A 19971-nucleotide genomic window follows, 5' to 3' on the forward strand; every position below is an offset into this window, starting at 1 on the left:
TCAGACCGCGCTCGTTCCGACCTCACCGGTACGAATCTGGTAGGCGTTCTCGACCGGCAGGATGAACACCTTGCCGTCGCCCGGTTCACCCGTCTTCGCGGAGTCACGGATGGCCTCTGCCACGTCCTCGGCCGGGATGTCCGCGACGACGCACTCGATTTTCACCTTCTGGTGGAGGTCGACGCTGTACTCCTCGCCGCGCCACTGGCCCTTCTTCGCGGGCTGGGAGCCGCGACCGGAGACGTTCGTAACCGTCAGCGAGGGTGCGCCGATTTCGGCGAGTCCCTGCTTGACATCGGAGAGCTTGTCGGGGCGGATGAAGCCCATGACCATCCTGATGCCGCCGTCGTTGGCGATACCGCCGTCGGGGCGGACGATGCCGTCCTCCTCGACGAACCCGCCGTCGGTCGCGGCCGGACCGGTGGAGCCGCTACCGAACTCGGGGTAGGTGTTCGTCCCGTGCTCGGAGATGTCGAGTCCCTCACGCTCGTGGTCGGGGCTGACGCGGGCTTGTCCGACGGCCTTGAACGCACCCCAGACGAGTGCGGTCGCGAGGACCGTCCACGCCGTGATGATGGCCGTTCCCAGAATCTGGGGGACGAACATCGACGCTTCGACCGAGAGGATACCGCCAGGGACGACGCCGCCGGCGATAGCCGTACCGCCGGTCGACCACAGCGGGAAGAGGATGACACCAAGCGCGCCGGCACTCCCGTGGACCGGGAAGACGGCACACACGTCATCGATCTGCAGGCGCTTTTCGACGAATTCGAAGACGATGGGGAGCTGTGCGCCGGCCAGCAGGCCGAGCATGAGTCCGCCCATCGGCGTGAGCACGTCCGCGGTACCCGTCACGCCGACGAGCCCCGCGAGCATGCCGTTTGCGACGTACAGCGTGTCGACTTTGCCGGTCTTCGCGAGTGCGACGGCGCCGGCACCGAGTGCGCCCATCGCCATGCCGAGTGTGGTGTTCAGCGCGACGCGGCCGACGATCTCCCAGCCGGCACCGAGGACGAGTTCGCCGCCCTCGACGGCGAAGACGTTGACGGAGGTGCCGACGTTGAAGCCGTACCAGCCGAACGCGAGGATGAGCGTCCCGAGTACGGCAAAAGTCATCGAGTGACCGGGGATGACGTTGACGCTGCCGTCCTCGTTGAACCGCCCCATGCGCGAACCGAGCATGTAGGCGGCCGTCAGGCCGGCGATACCGCCGACGCCGTGGACGATCATGCCGCCCGCGAAGTCGTGGAAGCCGAGGGAGGCGATGAAGCCGCCACCCCACGTCAACCCGGTGACGACGGGGTAGATGACCGCCGCAACGAGGAACGTGTAGGTGACGTACGCACGCAGCTTCGCGCGGCCGGCGACGGCCCCGGAGACGATGGTCGCCATCGTCATCGCGAAGACGGCGCCGAACAGCCAGCTCACCCAGCCGAAGTTGCCGGCACCGAACTGGCTCAACGGACCGTAGCTACCGCCGGAGCCGGTCAACACTCCGACGATTCCGGAGATGCCCGCACCGATGAGGAAGAACACGACGACACCGACACTCCAGGTGAGCATGTTCTTCGTCAGCTGGTTTGCGACGTTCTTCGAACGTACCTGTCCGGCCTCCAGCATCGCGAAGCCCGCGTGCATGAAGAAGATGAGGAACGTCACCACGAGAATCCACAGCCAGTTGACCCCCTCGGCGACGACGCTCGGGTCGACCTGCAACGCAGTCAGTTCCATCATGCTTCGACCTCCGTACTACTCCCGTATTTCTGTGAAAGTTCGTCCATGTTTTCTCTGATTTGCACCATGTTTGTCTTCCAACTCACGGGAGAACCTCATGGAACAGCCCTACATAAATGTTGGAGTTGAAATTGAAAATTTTTGCATACCCTTAGTGGACGGTCGTCAGCAATGGGGTAGGATAATAGCTGTATAAGGTCGGCTCGCGTCAAGAGTTCAGGGAAGAATATTCTCGTTTTCTGGACGAATGTCAATCGCAACACTTGCCAATTGGCCGTATTTCACTCTGCTCGCGGGAGCGCGCGGCGACCCTCCGGAACGCGTTCTGGTGTGGACGAAGACGGGAGAACACCAGCCGCAAGAGAACGAACTCGGCGCCGGCTCAGAGTCGCTCGGCGATATCTTCGGCGAAGTACGTCAGGATGAGGTCCGCTCCGGCCCGCTTTATCGACAGCAGTGATTCGTAGGCGACCTCCTCCAAGGAGAGCCACCCCTTCTCGCTTGCGGCGTGCAACATTGCGTACTCCCCGGAGACGTTGTACGCCGCCACCGGGTGGTCGAACTCCCGGCGGATGTCGGCGACGATGTCGAGATACGGCAGCGCTGGCTTGACCATCAACACGTCGGCGCCCTGTTCGACGTCGAGTCGGACCTCCCGCATCGCCTCGCGGGCGTTCGCCGGGTCCATCTGGTAGTGTCTTCGGTCGCCGAAGGCGGGCGCGCCGTCGGCGGCGTCCCGGAACGGCCCGTAGAACGCCGACTCGTACTTCGCGGCGTAGCTCATCACCGGCAGGTTCTCGTGGCCCGCCGCGTCGAGGGCCCCGCGAATAGCACCGACCATCCCGTCTATCATCCCCGAAGGTGCGACCATGTCCGCGCCCGCGTCCGCGTGCGAGACGGCGATGCGTTGGAGCAACTCCAAGGTCTCGTCGTTTTCGACCGTCAAACACGGTTCCTCGGACGCTCCGTCTTCGAGAATGCCGCAGTGGCCGTGGTCGGTGTACTCACACAGACACACGTCGGTGATGACGTAGCAGTCCGTCTCCTCGGTGATTCGCCGGACCGCCCGCTGGACGACGCCGTCGTCGGCCCACGCTCGCGAGCCCTCGCTATCCTTCGATTCGGGGATGCCGAACACCATCACCGCCCCGACACCTGTCTCCTGTATCTCCCGGACGCGGGCGACGCTCTCGGAGACGGGCACCCGCTCGTGGCCGGGCATCGACTCGATTTCGACGCGCTCGTCGGTCGTCGCGTCGACGAACACCGGGGCGATGAGATCCGACGGTCGGACGTCCGTCTCGCCGACGAGCGGACGGATGCCGTCGGTCCGGAGCCGTCTCGGCCGGTCCGTGAGGTTCATACCCGACGTTCCGCACCGTGCCATAAAATGTCCGTCGCTCCCCACGCGACGACACAACGCCTATATATCGCCTCTCCCGACGAAGGAACATGTCGCTCGGCAGATCGTCCGCCGTCGACCGCGTTCGAAGCTTTCTCGAACGTTACGCAGTCCACCTCGCCGGCGGCTTGACGCTCGTCTGTGCGGCCGCCGGGGTGTATCTCCTCGTCTTCGCGGACCCGGAAGTCGCCGCCCAACTGCTCGAGGACTATGGGCTTGCGGCGCTGTTTTTCATCCTCGTGTTGGAGGGGGCGATGCTGCTGTACTTCGCGCCGAGCGAGGCGCTCGTCCCAGCCGGCATCGCGCTTCTGACGGCCGGTACCGAGGACTACCTCGGCATCGCGACAGTCATCGGCGTCGCCGTCGTCGGCGCGACCATCGGCCAGTTCGTCCTGTTCACCGTCGCCAAGCGCGCCGGTCGGGAGTACCTGCTCGAACAGTCGTGGTTCCGTATCAGCGAGGACTCGCTCGCCCGCTTCGATGGCTGGTTCGACCGCTGGGGGCCGCTCGCAGTCCCGATTTCTAACGCACTGTTGTTCACGCGAGGGATGTTGACGGTGCCGGCCGGCGTCGCGGATATGAGTGACCGCCATTTCATCGCGCTGTCGGCACTCGGGACGTTGCTGTTCCAATCGTGGCTGGCCGGGCTGTTCCTGCTTCTCGGGGTTCGACTCGGCGTGCTGTGAGGCTCGTGTCGAAAGTAGAGACGCGGGCGCGAGGCTGAAAGGGCGTCGAGAACGGGGTGGGTTCGGCCGCTATCGCTCCTCGAGCGACGGCACCGAGCGGTCGTCGGGGCCGACGTAGCGGGCGCGCGGTCGGATGAGGCGGTTGTCCTCGTACTGTTCGAGGACGTGGGCAATCCAGCCGCCCACGCGGCTCATCGCGAAGATGGGCGTGTAGATGTCGACCGGGATACCCATCTGGTAGTACGTCGACGCCGAATAGAAGTCGACGTTGGGGGCCAGGCCCTTCTCGTCGGTGAGGAAGTCCTCGACGGCGACGGAGTAGTCGTACCACTTCATGTCGCCGGCCTCGCCGAGCGCTTTGGACTTCTTCGAGAGAATCTTCGCGCGGGGGTCCTTGACGTTGTAGACGCGGTGGCCGAAGCCGGGGACGCGTCGACCTTCCTCGATTGCGTCCTGAACCCACTGGAGGGGGTCCTTGTCGGAGGCATCGACCTCCTTGAGCATCTCCATGACGTCCTGATTGGCGCCGCCGTGGAGGCTCCCCGAGAGGGTGCCGACCGCGGAGGTAATCGCCGAGTGGAGGTCGGCGAGCGTCGATGCCGTCACCGTCGCCGAGAACGTCGAGGCGTTCAGGCCGTGGTCGGCGTGCAGCACCAGCGCCATATCGAAGGTGTCGGCGAGTACGTCGTCCGGTTCCTCGCCGTTGAGCATGTAGAGGAAGTTCGCCGCGTGGTCTAAGTCCTCCCGTGGGTCGACGGGGTCGTTGCCGTCGCGGATGCGGGCGAACGCCGCCAGCGCGGTCGGAATCTTCGCCGTGATGCGGCGACCCTTCCGGAGGTTTGCGGCCTCGTCGGTCGGGTCGGCGTCGGCGTCGGGGTCGTACGCCGACAACTCCGAGACGATAGTGCGGAGTGCGGCCATCGGCTCCTCGTCGGCTTCGGCGAGGTCGCGGACGAGCCGCTGGACGCCGTCGTCGATGTGGCGCTCCTCGGCCATCGCCGCCTTGAACTCCGAGAGTTCATCGCGGTTCGGCAGTTCGCCGTGCCACAGCATGTAGACGACCTCCTCGAAGCTCGCGTTCTCGGCGAGGTCGTCGATTGTGTAGCCACGGTAGACGAGTTTGCCCTCGTCGCCGTCGATGTAACTCAACGACGATTCGGCGACCAGGACACCCTCCAGCCCTTTCTTGAGCTCCTCGGTCATACGCTACCGGTTTCCATGCCCGGGAGAAAAGGGTTACCGTTCACGGCAGGCGTGTGAGTACTTATTCGTCCGGAAACCCGCCGCTTTCTTCGGGCGTCTTCTCACGCACGACGGTGGCGACGGCACCGCCGACTGCGCCGACCGCTCCGAGCAGGACGGGCAGGTACAGCGCCGTCGACCGCACCGCCGCCGGGTCGCCGGTCGCGGCAGCGACGACGACGAGCGTACTCATCGCTGCGGCGACGCCGGCGAAGAACCCGTGTGACGGCGCGGCGCCCCGAAGCCCGAGGCCGAACCCGACCAGCAGGCCGCCGACCACGACCGCACCCGCGTACGCCGGCGCGACGAGACTCGAATCGAAAGCGACCGTCGCCGCGACGAGTCGGTCGGGCGTTCCGAGACACGGCCCACCGGCGGGACAGCCAACCGCCGGTGCGGCGACGGCGGCGGTGTAGGCCACCGCACCGACCGCCGCATCGAGCGGCCGCCACGCGTGTTCCAGCGACAGCGCCGCGACGAGTTTTATCCCGAGACCGCCGACGAACAGGACGACGAACCCACCGGTCAACAGTGCGACAGTGAGTCGGAACCCAGCGCTCGGAACGTCGACGGCTAGCGTCGCGACGACGGGGACGACGACCCACCCGAGCAACCCGAGGAGGGCCGCGACCGTCGTCGGCGACCGACCACCGGGTTCGATGCCGTTGACCGACAGCGTCCGGCGGTAGGCCGCCCGGCCGACGAGGACGACGGCGACGAGACAGACGACCGCGAAGGCGAGGACGAACGACAGCGACGCCCAGTACAGCAGCGACTCGTCGGTACCCGGCAGGTAGGCGAACAGGAGGAACACCACGGCGGCAAAGCCGATGCCAGCGACGGCGGCAGTGCGGACGTGACGGCGGACCTCCAGTTCGGCGACGAGGGCGGCGACGCCGGGACGGTCGGGTCGGTCGGCGGAGTCGGCGGACACACCCGAACTAGCGGCGGGAGCCACATAAGCCGTACAGATTCCGACTGACGCGAGCGTCTCCTCGGATAGACGGAAAACCCGGCGGGTATCAGTAAGCCTAAGAACGAACGGGTGAGCAGTGATAATAATGACTACCCTCGGTACGGCGAACGCCGCCCCCGGCGAGATGGACACGGGGCGGCTGTCGGTCGGCGAGGCGCGTGACGGCTCCGAGGTCGGCCTCCCGGTCGCGGTCCTAAACGGCGCTCGCGACGGGAAGACGCTCTACATACAGGCCGTCTCCGACGGCGACGAACTCAACGGACTGGGCGTCCTACAGCGACTCGTTCCACAACTCGAACCGGCGGACATCGCCGGCGAGATACGCATCGTCGGCATCGTCAACCACTACGGCTTCCAGGTCGCCGAACACCGCAACCCCATCGACGACACGAAACTCAACCGCACCTACCCCGGCGACGCCACCGGCACCTCCTCGGAGCGCATCGCTGCAGCGACCTTCGAGGCCGCGAGCGACGCCGACCTCATCCTCGACCTCCATCAGGGGTCGACCTCCCGGATGTTGAACGAGACGCGCGTCCGCTGTGGCTCCCGCCACCGCTTGCACCGGGACTGTCTCGAACTCGCGAAGGTGTTCGACTGCGGCTACATCTTAGACCAGAAGGGTCCCGACGGACAGTTGGCCCGTGCCGCACCGGACGAGGGCATTCCCACGATAGACCCCGAACTCGGCGGCGCGGTCGGCTGGGACGACGAGTCCATCCAGAAGGGCGTCAAGGGCGTGTTCAACGTCCTGCATCACTACGGTTTCCTCGCGGGAAGCGTCGAATCCCGGCCGCAAACGCGAGCCACCGGCTTCGAACAATACGGCTCCCCCGCCGGCGGCCTCACGAAGTTCGCCGTCGACCTCGGCGACGAAGTATCCCGCGGCGACACGCTGTTCGAGGTGACTGACCCCTTCGGAACCGTCAAAGCCGAAGTGACCGCCGACTCGGAGGGCATCTTCTGGCGGCGACGGCGCCTCCCGCAGGTCGCCACCGGCGAGTACGTCTGCTCGGTCGGCACCGACATCGACCGGTTCTAACGCCACGAACGGTCCTGTTCCGGTCCGACCCGTTCGCACCCACCGAAACCGACACGGCGACTGCGGCCGACCGTCCGATATGAGCCTTCGTTGTCCGGCCTGTGGCGAGAACTACGCCGACCGCTGGCGCTGTCGCTGTGGGACGCCGCTTGAGTTCACCGACCAGCCGCTGCCGCCGACCGAAACGCCCGAAGACGCCGCTATCGACCCACGGGATGGACTGTGGACATTCGAATCGTTCCTGCCAGTGGGCGCCGACCCGTCCGACCGCGTGACGTTGGGGGAGGGGTACACCCCGATGGTCGACGCTCCGGAGTGGGACGCGACGTTCAAACTGGAGTACGTCTTCCCCACCGGGTCGTTCAAGGACCGCGGGGCGACGGCGACGCTCACGCGCGCGAAGGAGATCGGCGCCGACCGCATCGTCGAGGACTCCTCGGGCAACGCCGGTGCGGCCATCGCGACCTACGCCGCCCGCGCCGGCATCGACGCCGAAATCTACGTGCCCGCGGGCGTCAAGGAGTCGAAGGTGAAAGCGATTCGCCGCGCCGGCGCCGACGTGGTGCGCGTCGAGGGGACACGAGAGGACGTGACCGACGCCTGCATCGACGCCGTGACCGACGGCGAGGCGTGGTACGCCAGCCACGCGTGGAATCCGGCTTTCTTCGCCGGCACGGCGACGATGGCCTACGAAATCGCACACCAGCGCGATTGGTCGGTCCCCGACGCCGTCGTGATGCCGCTCGGTCACGGCACGATGTTCCTCGGTGCCTATCGCGGCTTCCGGGCGCTACGGGACGCCGGGTGGACCGACCAAGTGCCGAAACTCCTCGGCGCACAGGCCGCCGGCTACGCCCCCATCGCCGCCGAACTCCACGGGGAGGACGCTGTGGTTGGAGACAACACCGTCGCCGACGGGATTCAGATTCGACAGCCGGTGCAGAAAGCGTCCATCCTCGACGCCATCGAGGCGACCGACGGCGACGCGATTGCACTGTCGAAGGACGCCGTCGCCTCGGAACTGAAGCGCCTCCATCGTGCCGGATTCTACACCGAGCCGACGTGTGCAGTCGCACCCGCCGCAGCAGAGGTGTACCGGAATCGGGGCGTCATCGGGCCGGACGACGACGTCGTCGTCCCGCTCTCGGGTAGCGGGCTGAAGGGGTAGCTCAGAAACCGAGCGTGCGTTTGATGCGGCCGAAGAGGCCGCTTCGTTCGTCGGCACTCGGTGCCGACTCGGTCGGTCCGTCGGGGCTGTCGGGACTGTCGGCCTCGACGGCCGTCCCGCCAGCGCGTTCGCAGTACGGACACGCCTCGAGGTCGTCGTAGTGAGGGAGGCCGCACGCCTGACAGGTCGTCCGTGTTCGCTCGGTCGTCTCCGGAGCCTCGAAGACGAAGCCGCCGGCGTCGGCGTCTGCATCGGCGGTCGACCCATCGGTGTCACAGTACGGACAGGCCCCTGAATCGGCGTAGAACGGGAGGTTACACGTTTCACAGACGGTGCGACGGCGGCCCGCTGAATGACTCGCCATACCGAGACGTGTCGATACGCGCTAATAAAGAGTGAGGAACGTTCACACGAGCCACACTACGATTCCGGATGCGTCGGCGCGTCGAACCCACCTCTCACGAGGGGTTTGGCGATGTGCCGACGCGCTCGCGGTGGGACCTCGTACCACCCGACCGATAGTTCGCGGTCGAGTCGGCGCTCGACCTTCCCGTCGGCAGCCGTCCCGCAGTCCCGACAGCGGTACCCTTGTCCCCGGCCCGCCGACTCCATCGACCGGCCGCACGCCGAACACGTCGGTGTCACGAGTTCCGTACGGTCGAGGTCCCGAACCGCGAACTTCTCCAGTTTCAGGGTCCCGTCTTTCAGTTCCCCACAGACGGTGAGTTCGTCGCCGGGGCGGAGTGCCCGGATGTGGTCGCGGAACCGCTTGGTCGGTTCGAAGGCCGCACAGCGTAGTTCCGCCTCGGCGTCGCCGACCCGGAAGAAGACGTGGCCGCCTTGCCGCGTCTCCGGGGCCGTCCGGACCGTCGCGTCGAGTCGGTACGACCGGCCCTCGCGTGCAGTCGAAACGGTCCCCTCCCGGAGGTGGCCGTCGGTCCCCTGATTCGTCACGAACGTCCGTTCGCGGTCGATAGGTTCGCTTCGGATACGGTCGGCGACTGCACGGCAGGCCACCGCATCGTCGCCGCGGATGCCGTACAGGACCGGCCCCGGCGTCCGGGGCACACAGACGACCTCGCCGCTTTCCCGGTCGACGGTGTCCCACACTGTCGGATAGTACTCGTCGGCGGCCTCGAACACCGACTCGGCGTCGACATCGCGGTCGGTCCCCCACCGCCGGCGCTCGCGGTAGGTGATGTGTTCGTAGGTCCACTCATCGAAGGCGCGCCAGGCGCCGACGGCCGCGAGCGCGCCGATGACGCCGCGGCCGTTCTTCCAGCGGCGAACCCGAAAGCCCGCCTCCTCGGCGAGTTTTACTGCGTCCGCGCGGTCGTGGTGGTCGCAAACGGCCTCCCGAGCGAAGGCCGCGACCGACTCGGGAACGGCTTCGGGGGCACCCGCAGCAACGACGATTCCGGGGTTGGTTCGGTCGTCGTCGGTTTCGGCCGCGCCGTCGACGACGCTCGCCGCCACCTCGAAGGCGGTGTCGACCGACGCGTCGGTGTGGACGGCGAGCGCCGCGTTCCCGCGCGTTTTGTGTTCGACCGCCGGGTTACACCGAACGAGTAAGACTCGCTCGACGGCCGCCCCGACGTCGGTCAACCGTCGAGCGACGGTGTCGGCGGCGTAGGTCGTACACATCCCCCGCTCGCGGGAGTCGGTGTCGTCCAACCCGATGACTGTCACGCCCCGGGGTAGGACACCACCGCCTAACGGGGTTTCGGTCGGCGTTCCGATGCCGTGTCACTTGCTGTCCCAACCGCCAGATAGCGGCAGTATCGCTGGGGAAAACGATTTAACTGGCGAATGGCTTATGTACCACTATGTCACGGTCCGCACTGGTTGGTAACATCACCGCGATGCTCGAGGACGCAGGCTTCACGGTGAGCGACCGGTGTGCAATCCGTCCCAAGAGTTTCGACATCGCCGCACGGCGCGGCGACGACGTGTTGCTGTTGAAACTGCTCGCCAACATCGACGCCTTCGATGGCTACACCGGCGCGGAGATGCGCCGCCTCGGCGAGTACCTCGATGCGACGCCGCTGGTCATCGGGTTGCGAACCCGAAACGAGGAGCTCAAACCCGGCGTCATCTACTTCCGCCACGGCGTGCCCGTGTTCTCGCCGGACACCGCGATGGATCTGTTCATCGAGGAGGTGCCGCCGCTCATCTACGCCGCACCCGGCGGCCTGTACGTCAACATCGACGGCGAGTTGCTCTCGGAGGTCCGCTCCGAGGAGGAGATGTCGCTCGGTAAACTCGCCAACGAACTCGGCGTCTCCCGGCGCACCGTCTCGAAGTACGAGGACGGCATGAGCGCGAGCGTCGAAGTCGCGGCGGAACTGGAGGAGATATTCGACCGCCCGCTCGCGAACCCCGTCGAGGTGCTCGAGGGCGCCGAGGAGGTCCGCGACGAGATGGACGACCCCGGCGAACCCGAGGCCGACCCCGACGACGCACACCTCATCACCGTCCTCACCCGCGTCGGGTTCGATGTCCACCCGACTATGCGGGCGCCGTTCAAGGCCGTCAGCGAAGACGAGGCCCGCGAGCGGAAGATGCTCACCGGTCACTCCGACTTCAACCGGACCGCCGAGAAGCGTGCCCGCATCATGTCGTCGGTCGGTGAAGTGACCCGGACCCGGTCGGTGTACGTCGTCGACCGCGCCCGCCAAGAGTCCGTCGACGGGACCGCCCTCATCGAACGCGAGGAAATCGAGCGCATCGACGACCCCGAGGAACTGGAGGACATCATCCGCGAGCGCGCCGGCCTCGAAGAACCGGCCTGAACGGTCCTTTTTATCGTCGTAGCCCCGCCACAGCCGCTGCGCCGTCGGTCACTGCTCGTTGAGCGGGCCGAGTCGACTGTCGACCGGTGAGTGATGTGTCCAGCGACTCGCAACCGAATCCGATTTCGTATATCGAATAGCAGTTTATTGGCGGAGAACCACGATGTCGACCCAGCGCACGAAATCGCGTCCGGAGAAGCCGAAGGGCGTTTCAACCGCCGCGACGGAGGTTCGGGTATGACTGAGACGATTCGGCTGGCGACACGGGGGTCGGACCTCGCGTTGCGACAGGCCCAGGCGGTGGCCCAGCGCCTGCAGAACCGCAAACGCGACGTGGAGTTGGTCGAGGTATCGACGACGGGTGACGAACTGCGCGACGAGTTGATTCACCGGCTCGGCAAGACTGGGGCGTTCGTCCGCAGCCTCGACGAGAAGGTCATCGACGGTGAGGTGGACGCCGCCGTACACTCGATGAAGGATATGCCGACGGAGTTCCCCGAGGAGTTGGTCGTCGCGGGCGTTCCCGACCGGGCCTCGCCCGTCGACCTCCTGTTGACGTCCGACGGGGCGACCCTCGAGGACCTGCCGAGCGGCGCGACGGTCGGCACCTCGAGTTTGCGGCGAAAGGCCCAGCTGTTGGCCGAACGTCCGGACCTCGACGTACAGCCGCTTCGCGGTAACGTCGACACCCGAGTTCAGAAATTGCTCGCACCGGAGCTACAGGCCGAACACGAACGCCGGATGGACGCCGAAACCGAGGAGTCGGACACCTCCTACGACCGCACCGCAGAGGAGTGGTTCGACGACCTCACGGAGTTCGAACGGCAGGCGCTCGGCCGGGAGGTCGAGACGCGATTCGACGCCATCGTTCTCGCGGAGGCCGGCCTCGAACGCAGCGACTTGCTCGATTCCGTCGACCACGAACGCCTCGGAGCGTCGTTCGTTCCGGCGCCGGGACAGGGCGCGCTAGCGGTCACCGCCCGCGACGGCGAGATTGCGCAGACGATTAACCACGAACTCGACCACCCACGGACGCGCGTCGAGACCACCGTCGAGCGGACGATTCTGGGAACGCTGGGCGGCGGTTGTGTCGCTCCGGTTGGGATTCACGCCGTCATCCAAGGGGAGTACGTCCACGCGAAGGTACGGGTGCTCTCACAGGACGGCACCGAGGAGATATCGGCTACGCGCGATTTGCCGGTCGAGACCCACCCGGAGGCCGCCCGGGCGTTCGCCGAGGCGTTGGCCGAGGAGGGCGCGTCCGACCTCATCGAACGCGCCCGGAGGGAGACGTGACCGGGAAAGTGTACCTCGTCGGGAGCGGTCCCGGCGACCCCGAACTCCTGACGGTGAAAGCTCGACGGCTCATCGACGAGGCGGACGTGGTGCTTCACGACAAACTCCCCGGCCCCGAGATTCTGTCCTCGATTCCGGCGGAGAAACGCGAGGACGTGGGCAAACGCGCAGGCGGCGAGTGGACGCCACAGGAGTACACGAACAAGCGATTGGTCGAACTCGCCGAGGAGGGAAAGACCGTCGTCCGCCTCAAGGGCGGTGACCCCTTCGTCTTCGGCCGCGGCGGCGAGGAAGCCGAACATCTGGCCAAAAACGAGATTCCATTCGAGTACGTCCCCGGGGTGACGAGCGCCATCGCCGGGGCCGGCGTCGCCGGCATCCCCGTGACCCACCGCGAACACACGTCCTCGGTGTCGTTCGTCACCGGCCACGAAGACCCGACGAAAGACGAGTCCGCAATCGACTGGACCGCGCTGGCAGAGACCGGCGGGACGCTCGTCGTCCTGATGGGCGTCGGGAAACTCCCGCTGTACACCGACGAACTGCTGGCGGCCGGTATGGACCCGGAGACGCCGGTCGCGCTGGTCGAGCGGGCGACGTGGCCCGACCAGCGAGTCGCCGTCGGCACACTGGAGACCATCGTCGACGTTCGCGACGATGCCGGCATCGAACCGCCGGCGATTACCGTCATCGGCGGCGTCGCGGCGACGAGAGAGCGCGTACTGGCGTTTCTAGAGAACGAACCCGACTCGGGAGACGAGACTAAATAAACCACATGCCACGATATCAAATGCGAGCTGACGGAACTGCTGGAGGCCGAGTGAGCCATGTCTGAGACGGTCGCGTTCTTCCGACCAGACGACGAACGAGCGGCCGAGGCGGCCGAAATCGTCCGTTCGCTCGGCGGAGAGCCGCTTTCGGACCCGATGTTGACCGTCGAACCGACCGGCGAGACGCCGCGGGAGGACGCAGCACTTACCGTGCTGACGAGCAAGACCGGCGTCGAGCTAGCCGCCGACGCTGGCTGGGAACCGGGCGGCGAAATCGTCGCCATCGGCTCTGGTACCGCTGAAGCGCTGGAGCGGGCCGGATACAACGTCGACCGTATTCCCGAGGAGTACTCCTCGTCGGGCCTCGTCGAGGAGTTGCGCGCCGACGCCCCCGGCGCCCGAATCGAGGTCGCCCGCTCGGACCACGGGTCCCCGGTACTCACCGACGGCCTCGAAGCCGCGGGCGCGTACGTCCACGAGACGGTGTTGTACCGTCTCCGTCGGCCACCGGAAGCCGGCGCCTCGGCGGTCGCCGCCGCCGAGGGCCGACTCGACGGCGCCTGTTTCACCTCCTCGCTCACGGTGGAGCACTTCCTTGAATCTGCAGACGAGCGAGGACTTCGAGACGAGGCTATCGAGGGACTGAACGACGCCGTCGTCGGCGCCATCGGCGAGCCGACCCGCGAAACGGCCGAGAACGCGGGGATTTCCGTCGATGTCGTCCCGAGTGTCGCCGAATTCGAGGCGCTGGCGGAGGCGGTCCTCACACGGGTCGGTCCGGAGGTTTAAACCCGAGAGCGCAGTACGAACCCGTAGATGGCTGCCGCCCCCGTCCCGGAGTTAGCGACCACCGCCACGGCGTGTGCAGAGCGCCTGCTCGCCGCCGACCGCGTGCTGTTGGCCTCCCACATCGACGCCGACGGACTGACCAGCGCCGGCGTCGCGTCGACGGCGCTCGAACGCGCGTCGATTCCCTTCGAGACGGTGTTCGAAAAGCAACTCGACGCCGAGTCGATAGCCGGCATCGCCGAACGCGAGTACGACACCGTGTTGTTCACCGACTTCGGCAGCGGCCAACTCGACGTCATCGCCGAACACGAGTCCGCGGGCGATTTTACACCGGTCATCGCCGACCACCACCAGCCCGCCGACGTCGACACTGAGTACCACCTCAACCCGCTGTTGGAGGGTATCAATGGCGCTTCGGAGATGTCCGGGGCCGGCGCGGCGTACGTCCTCGCGCGCGCACTCGCAGCCGAGTGCGACGGCGCCGGTGATAATCGCGACCTCGCGGCACTGGCGGTCGTCGGCGCCGTCGGGGACATGCAGGCCAAAAGCGGTGCACTCCACGGCGCCAACGCCGCCATCGTCGCCGACGGCGTCGAGGCGGGCGTTCTCGAGGAGACGAAGGACCTCGCCGTCTACGGGAAACAGACCCGTCCGCTGCCGAAACTGCTCGAATACGCCTCCGACGTTCGAATTCCGGGCATCACGAACGACGAACGCGGCACCGTCTCGTTTCTCTCCGACCTCGACGTGACGTGCCGCGAGGAAGGCAACTGGAAGCGGTGGGTCGACCTCACCGACGACGAACGCCAGTCGGTCGCCAGCGCACTCGTCCAACACGCCGTCAAGCGCGGCGTTCCCGCCTTCAAAATCGACCGCCTCGTCGGAACGACCTACATCCTTCGGGAGGAGGCCGTCGGGACGGAACTCCGGGACGCAAGTGAGTTCTCGACGCTGCTCAACGCCACCGCGCGGTACGAACGCGCCGACGTAGGGTTGGCGGTGTGTCTCGGCGACCGCGGCGAGGCCCTCGAACGTGCTCGAGAGCTCCTGCGAAACCACCGCCGGAACCTCTCGGAGGGCATCGAGTGGGTCGAACAGCGGGGCGTCGAGCAGGAAGACCACCTCCAGTGGTTCGACGCCGGCGACGAGATTCGCGAGACCATCGTCGGTATCATCGCTGGGATGTCGATGGGCGCCGACGGCGTCTCTCGGAACCGACCCATCGTCGCCTTCGCCCGCAAGAACGACGAGGAGACGAAGGTCTCCGGCCGTGGAACCGGGGCGCTCGTAAGCGAGGGGCTTGACCTCTCGGTCGTGATGAAAGAGGCCAGTCAGAACGCGGGCGGCGACGGCGGGGGCCACGACGTGGCCGCCGGGGCGACGATTCCAGCCGGCACCGAGGAGATCTTCATCGAACACGCCGACCGCATCGTCGGCGAGCAGTTGGGGTGACCGACTCGCCGAGAGTCAGAGGATATTTCAATTTACTGGGAATAGCCGCCCCTGAATGACCCCCCCTGGAGATATCGTTCCGATTAGTCGCTGGCGTGTTGCTCATTCTCGCCAACGGCTTCTTCGTCGCCATCGAGTTCGCACTGACGCGAGCACGGCAGTTCACCAGAGGTGAGTTCATCGGCGAAACGGCCGCACTCGAGCGCGCCTGGGAGATGACACAGAATCTCGAAATCTATCTGACGACCTGTCAGGTCGGCATCACCGCCTCCAGCATCGCGGTGGGTATCGTCGCCGAGCCGGCGCTGGCGGCGCTGTTCGAACCGTACTTCGCGAACACGGCGCTGGCCTCCGTCGGCGCTGGCGCCATCATCGCTTTCGGTATCATCAATCTCGTCCATCTCACCCACGGCGAACAGACGCCGACGTATCTCGGCGTCGAGCGCTCGCGACTGGTGTGCCGATACGGCGCGACGCCACTGTATTGGTTCAACGCGTTGATTTCGCCGATAATCACCCTCGGAGACTGGGTGGCGAAGGCGACGCTGAAACTGTTCGGCATCGAGATGACCGGCGCGTGGTTGGAGACCGAGGAGGACATCTTGGAGAGCCGCGCGGACCTCCGGAACCGTATCGACACTCTGCTGGACGAGGGTGACCTCAACGACGAGCGTCGCGAGGAGGTTCTCAACGCCCTGGCGGTGGACGAACTCCCGGTTAGCGACATCATGGTCGACCCGGCGGACATCATCGCCCTGTCGACGACGGATTCCGTCGAGGCGAACCTCGAACGCATCCGGGAGACGCCCCACACCCGATTCCCGCTCCTTGGCGAGGAACCCACCGACTTCCGCGGCATCGTCTATGCACCCTCGATTCTGAACAACATCGAGCGCCTACAGGCCGAGGAGGTCACCTTCGAGGACATCGCCGCACCGCCGATGACCCTCGCCGCCGATACGAGCATCAGCGACGCCTTCGACCAGTTTCAGGCCGAAGGGCAGGAACTCGCCTTGGTGTTACGCGACGGCGAAGTCGTGGGGCTGATGACCGCCACCGACGCCCTCGAAGCCGTCATGGGCGAACTCGAGGACCCGCTGGACGAAGCCCACCGATAGCGTTTTCGCCCGATTGATGGCCGAGCGTCACTACTCTTCGGCGTCTTCCTCATCTTTCGGTGGGCGTTTCGAGAGCCTATCGAATCGGCTCTGGGCACCCTCTTTTCGCCGTTCCGTTTCCTCGGCGTCGTACGTCGCTTCGCGGAGTTCCCCGTCGGCGACCACGATATCGAGGACTGCGTCGGCGTGACGGGCCGGTTCCGGTAACGCCTCGGGGTCGACGAGGAGTTCCTCGCCGACGCCGTCGGCTTCCGGAATCACCGCCGCGATTCCGTCTTCGATGCGGTCGACCACCGCGACGTAGCGCCCGTCTGGAATCATGAGTACTCCTCCGTGAGGACACGTTCGCCCGCCGCGTTCGTCACGATTACGGTGTCGCCAGCGTTGTTCCAGACCGGGCTGTCGGCCCCCCAGTACAGTTCCGTATCGGTGTCGGTGCCGCTCCCGGTGTAGACGGTGACTGTCTCGCCGGCCGAAAGCGTCAATTCGGGGAAGGTGTACGTTTTGTCGGCTTCGTCCCGGAGCGTCCAGCCGCGCAAATCGAGCGGACCGTCCCCGGCGTTGCGGAAGGTCACGTACTCGTCGTTGAGGTTCTCGCGGTCGTCGCCGTCAGCGTCGGCGTGAATCGTCTCGACGACCAGTTCACCCTCGGTTTCGGTGCCGCCGTCGGCCCGCGCCGTCTCGGTCGGGGTCGACGTTGTCGACGGCGCAGCGCCGATTCGGGCGCGCTCTTCCAGCGCCGTCGTCGTTCCCGGGTCGACCCGCGCCGCGTCGCGAATCGACAGCGGGTCCGTCGGGGCGTCAGCCTGTGTTCGGACGGAGACGCCCTCGCCGTTGGTGACGAAGACGACGTTACCGTGGGTCGCCGTCCAGAAGGTCGGAATCGACCGCTCGGAGAACGCCTCAAGCACCTCGTCGTGTGGGTGGCCGTACTGGGAGTCGTACGCGCTCGAAACGACGGCGGCCTTCGGGTCGACGGCATCGAGCAGCGTCTCGCTGCTGGAACTGCTGCTCCCGTGGTGGCCGGCCTTGTACACCGTCGAGCCCAGCCCCGAGCCGTACTCCTCGACGAGTCGTCGCTCGGCGTCCTCCTCGGCGTCGCCAGTGTAGAGGAAACTCGTCGAACCGTAGGAGAGTCGGAGGACGATGCTGTTCTCGTTTCGGTCCTCGCCGTCGACGTAGGGTTCGGGCGGCCCGAGCACCTCGGTTTCGACGCCGTCGAACGGAATCGAATCGCCGGCTCGCGTCTCGTATAGCGTCACGTCGTGGCGCTCGATGGCGTCGAGGTACTCCCCGTAGGTGGCGGTACTCGCGGCGATACCGGGGTCGTACACCGCGCCGATACCGTCGGCTTCGGTCTCGAAGTACTCGATGACGGCCGCGTTGCCGCCGATGTGGTCGGCATCGTTGTGGGACGTGACGAGGTAGTCGATGCGGTCGATGTCCTGTCGCTGGAGGTAGTCGATGACGTACTCGCCGTCGTCGTTGTAGTGGCCGGTGTCGATGAGCATCGTCTCACCCGTCGGGCCGACGACGAGCGTACTCACCGACTGGCCGACGTTGATGTTGTGGACGGCGACAGTTCCGTTGGTCGAGATGCTACCGGACTCTGGCGTCGGTGTCGAATCGTCCTCGATGGAGACGGGCGCGGCCGAACAGCCGGCGAGGACGACCGCACAGACGAGGAAAACGACTGCGAGCGGACGAACTGATGACACGGCAATTCGTTCGAACGGGAGGCGTATAGATGCGTGGGTCGGACCGACGAGTGGTGATTCTATATTACGATATACAGTTTATCGCGTTCGGCTGGCGCCACTCTTTTTATACTACCATCGGTCGGTTCGTGGGCTATGGCAGTCCATTACGAACGCGAGGGACCGGTCGCCGTCGTCACGGTCGACCGCCCCGGACGGCGCAACGCCATCGACAACGAAACCGCTGAATCCCTCGGCGACGCGTGGGCGCGCTTCGAGGAGGACGACGACGCCCTCGTCGGCGTGTTGACCGGCAGCGAAGGGACGTTCTCCGCGGGTGCAGACCTCAAAGCGATGGACTTAGAGGACCGACCGGAGGGGTGGCTCGGGTTCACGCGGACGCGCGTCTCGAAGCCGACCATCGCGGCCATCGAGGGCCACTGCGTCGCCGGCGGACTGGAAATGGCTCTCTGGTGTGACCTCCGTATCGCGAGTGCATCCGCCGTTTTCGGCTGTTTCGAGCGCCGCTTCGGCGTCCCGTTAGTCGACGGCGGTACACAACGGCTCCCACACGTCGTCGGACTGGGCCGGGCCCTGGACATGATACTCACCGGGCGGGAAATCGACCCCGAGACTGCCACGGAGTGGGGACTGGTCAACCGGCTCGTCGGCGAGGGAGAAGCACTTGACGCCGCGGTCCGGTTGGGCGAGACCGTCGCCGACTTCCCACAAGAGACGCTCCGGACGGACCGGGAAGCCGTCTACGACGGCCTCGGGTCGACGCTGGAACAGGGGCTGGCGGCCGAAGGCTGGCACGGGTCGCGTGCGCTCGACGTGGCCGAGGCCGGAGCCGACCGGTTTGCCGACGGAGCGGGCCGCAGCGGGGAAGGCGTCCCTGACGAGGAGTGACGCCCGGAATCGAATAATAAACTGCTATTCGCGATATAGAATCGTCGATTCCGTGCGGCACCCTTTTGCCGCCCGGGACGAATCTCCGCCCATGTCTCAGGGAGTACTCGAACGGGTCCGTCGTCCGGAGTACACCGGCGAGAATCGCTGTGTACCGTGTACGGCGACGAACCTCCTCATCGCTGCGGCGGTGACGGCGGCGCTTGCGGTGCTGGTGCCGCCCGCAGCCCTCGTCTTCGCCGTCGTCGCCGTCGGGAGCATCTGGCTCCGCGGATATCTCGTCCCGGGAACGCCCGAACTGACCAAGCGGTACTTCCCGGAGTGGCTGCTGGCGAAGTTCGACAAGGCGCCGGCGGCCGACCGCGAGCCGATTTCGGCCGAGGATTTCGACCCCGAGACGGTGCTGCTCGAATCGGGCGTCGTCGAGCCCTGCGAGGGCGACGACCTCTGTTTGACGGACGACTTCGAGCGGGCGTGGCAACGCCACATCGACGCGATAGCCGACGACGATGCCCTGCGAGCCGAACTCGCCGAACAACTGGGGCTCGATGCCGACGAAGTCACCTTCGAATCACACGGCGACGCCTACCTCGCTCGAAACGACACGACTCGAATCGGCCAGTGGGAGTCGCGGTCGGCGCTGCTGGCCGACCTCGCCGCGGCGACGGAACTCCCCGAGTGGGTCGAGTGGGACCGCCTCGATTCCCGGGCGCGGAGCCAATTGCTCAGCGGGCTGCGGGTGTTCGTCGAAACCTGTCCGAGTTGCGGCGGCCTCGTCACCGCCGACACCGAAACCGTCGAATCCTGCTGTCGTTCCCACACCGTCGTCGCCGTCGGCTGTGAGGACTGTGGCGATAGGCTGCTAGAAGTGCCGTACAACGAAGCCACCGCCTGACCA

Annotated in this window: 19 protein-coding genes; 11 read left to right on the forward strand and 8 right to left on the reverse strand. The window is 66.2% G+C overall.

The window, feature by feature from the left end:
* Positions 1–1734 carry an ammonium transporter gene (locus HWX69_RS18230; protein ID WP_178915073.1) on the reverse strand — a complete coding sequence of 578 codons (1734 nt, stop codon included), beginning with the start codon at positions 1732–1734 and terminating at the stop codon, positions 1–3.
* Between the two features lie 382 nt (positions 1735–2116).
* On the reverse strand, positions 2117–3097 hold the full coding sequence (gene hemB / locus HWX69_RS00225; protein WP_178915074.1) for a porphobilinogen synthase: 981 nt from the start codon (positions 3095–3097) through the stop codon (positions 2117–2119).
* A gap of 89 nt (positions 3098–3186) precedes the next feature.
* Here hemB and HWX69_RS00230 point away from each other — a divergent pair, with 89 nt between their 5' ends.
* Positions 3187–3822 carry a DedA family protein gene (locus tag HWX69_RS00230; protein ID WP_178915075.1) on the forward strand — a complete coding sequence of 212 codons (636 nt, stop codon included), beginning with the start codon at positions 3187–3189 and terminating at the stop codon, positions 3820–3822.
* Between the two features lie 69 nt (positions 3823–3891).
* Here the strand turns inward: HWX69_RS00230 and citZ are convergent, their stop codons facing one another.
* Together citZ and HWX69_RS00240 are read right to left on the reverse strand one after the other, a co-directional pair.
* The gene (gene citZ / locus HWX69_RS00235; RefSeq protein ID WP_178915076.1) at positions 3892–5025 is read right to left on the reverse strand and encodes a citrate synthase; all 1134 of its coding nucleotides are present in this window, start codon (positions 5023–5025) and stop codon (positions 3892–3894) included.
* A 61-nt stretch (positions 5026–5086) separates the two neighbouring features.
* Positions 5087–5998: a DUF7536 family protein gene (locus HWX69_RS00240; RefSeq protein ID WP_178915077.1), complete on the reverse strand. Its 912-nt coding sequence runs from the start codon at positions 5996–5998 to the stop codon at positions 5087–5089.
* Positions 5999–6125: 127 nt separating this feature from the next.
* Here HWX69_RS00240 and HWX69_RS00245 point away from each other — a divergent pair, with 127 nt between their 5' ends.
* On the forward strand, positions 6126–7082 hold the full coding sequence (locus HWX69_RS00245) for a succinylglutamate desuccinylase/aspartoacylase family protein (RefSeq protein WP_178915078.1): 957 nt from the start codon (positions 6126–6128) through the stop codon (positions 7080–7082).
* 79 nt (positions 7083–7161) lie between these two features.
* Positions 7162–8250 carry a pyridoxal-phosphate dependent enzyme gene (locus HWX69_RS00250; protein ID WP_178915079.1) on the forward strand — a complete coding sequence of 363 codons (1089 nt, stop codon included), beginning with the start codon at positions 7162–7164 and terminating at the stop codon, positions 8248–8250.
* Position 8251: 1 nt separating this feature from the next.
* On the opposite strand, the gene HWX69_RS00255 is transcribed toward HWX69_RS00250, so the two are convergent.
* Together HWX69_RS00255 and HWX69_RS00260 are read right to left on the reverse strand one after the other, a co-directional pair.
* Positions 8252–8614, reverse strand: coding sequence for a hypothetical protein (locus HWX69_RS00255; protein WP_178915080.1), 363 nt, complete (start codon positions 8612–8614; stop codon positions 8252–8254).
* Between the two features lie 56 nt (positions 8615–8670).
* Positions 8671–9939, reverse strand: coding sequence for a TiaS agmantine-binding domain-containing protein (locus tag HWX69_RS00260; RefSeq protein WP_178915081.1), 1269 nt, complete (start codon positions 9937–9939; stop codon positions 8671–8673).
* A 137-nt stretch (positions 9940–10076) separates the two neighbouring features.
* Between HWX69_RS00260 and HWX69_RS00265 the strand changes: the two genes are divergently transcribed.
* The 6 genes from HWX69_RS00265 (at position 10077) to HWX69_RS00290 (ending at position 16467) form a co-directional block, all read left to right on the forward strand.
* Positions 10077–11042 (forward strand): transcriptional regulator, encoded by a 966-nt coding sequence (locus HWX69_RS00265; RefSeq protein WP_178915082.1) that lies wholly within the window; start codon positions 10077–10079, stop codon positions 11040–11042.
* Positions 11043–11279: 237 nt separating this feature from the next.
* Positions 11280–12338 carry a hydroxymethylbilane synthase gene (gene hemC / locus HWX69_RS00270; RefSeq protein ID WP_178915083.1) on the forward strand — a complete coding sequence of 353 codons (1059 nt, stop codon included), beginning with the start codon at positions 11280–11282 and terminating at the stop codon, positions 12336–12338.
* Positions 12335–13108 carry a uroporphyrinogen-III C-methyltransferase gene (cobA, locus tag HWX69_RS00275; RefSeq protein ID WP_178915084.1) on the forward strand — a complete coding sequence of 258 codons (774 nt, stop codon included), beginning with the start codon at positions 12335–12337 and terminating at the stop codon, positions 13106–13108. The genes hemC and cobA overlap by 4 nt, the downstream gene beginning before the upstream one ends.
* Positions 13109–13165: 57 nt before the next feature.
* Positions 13166–13897, forward strand: coding sequence for a uroporphyrinogen-III synthase (locus HWX69_RS00280; RefSeq protein ID WP_178915085.1), 732 nt, complete (start codon positions 13166–13168; stop codon positions 13895–13897).
* A 27-nt stretch (positions 13898–13924) separates the two neighbouring features.
* Positions 13925–15349, forward strand: coding sequence for a single-stranded-DNA-specific exonuclease RecJ (locus tag HWX69_RS00285; RefSeq protein ID WP_178915086.1), 1425 nt, complete (start codon positions 13925–13927; stop codon positions 15347–15349).
* Between the two features lie 95 nt (positions 15350–15444).
* Positions 15445–16467, forward strand: coding sequence for a hemolysin family protein (locus HWX69_RS00290; RefSeq protein ID WP_348642963.1), 1023 nt, complete (start codon positions 15445–15447; stop codon positions 16465–16467).
* Between the two features lie 30 nt (positions 16468–16497).
* Here the strand turns inward: HWX69_RS00290 and HWX69_RS00295 are convergent, their stop codons facing one another.
* Positions 16498–16788, reverse strand: coding sequence for a DUF3006 domain-containing protein (locus tag HWX69_RS00295; protein WP_178915087.1), 291 nt, complete (start codon positions 16786–16788; stop codon positions 16498–16500).
* The gene (locus HWX69_RS00300) at positions 16785–18185 is read right to left on the reverse strand and encodes a lamin tail domain-containing protein (protein ID WP_178915088.1); all 1401 of its coding nucleotides are present in this window, start codon (positions 18183–18185) and stop codon (positions 16785–16787) included. Before HWX69_RS00300 ends, HWX69_RS00295 begins: the two co-directional genes overlap by 4 nt.
* Before the next feature lie 135 nt (positions 18186–18320).
* Here HWX69_RS00300 and HWX69_RS00305 point away from each other — a divergent pair, with 135 nt between their 5' ends.
* Positions 18321–19073 carry a crotonase/enoyl-CoA hydratase family protein gene (locus HWX69_RS00305; protein ID WP_178915089.1) on the forward strand — a complete coding sequence of 251 codons (753 nt, stop codon included), beginning with the start codon at positions 18321–18323 and terminating at the stop codon, positions 19071–19073.
* Positions 19074–19164: 91 nt separating this feature from the next.
* Complete coding sequence (locus HWX69_RS00310) at positions 19165–19968, forward strand: hypothetical protein (protein WP_178915090.1); 804 nt, start codon at positions 19165–19167, stop codon at positions 19966–19968.
* The last annotated feature ends 3 nt before the right edge of the window (positions 19969–19971 follow it).

This window comes from Natronomonas gomsonensis (genome assembly GCF_013391635.1).
GTDB lineage: Archaea > Halobacteriota > Halobacteria > Halobacteriales > Haloarculaceae > Natronomonas > Natronomonas gomsonensis_A.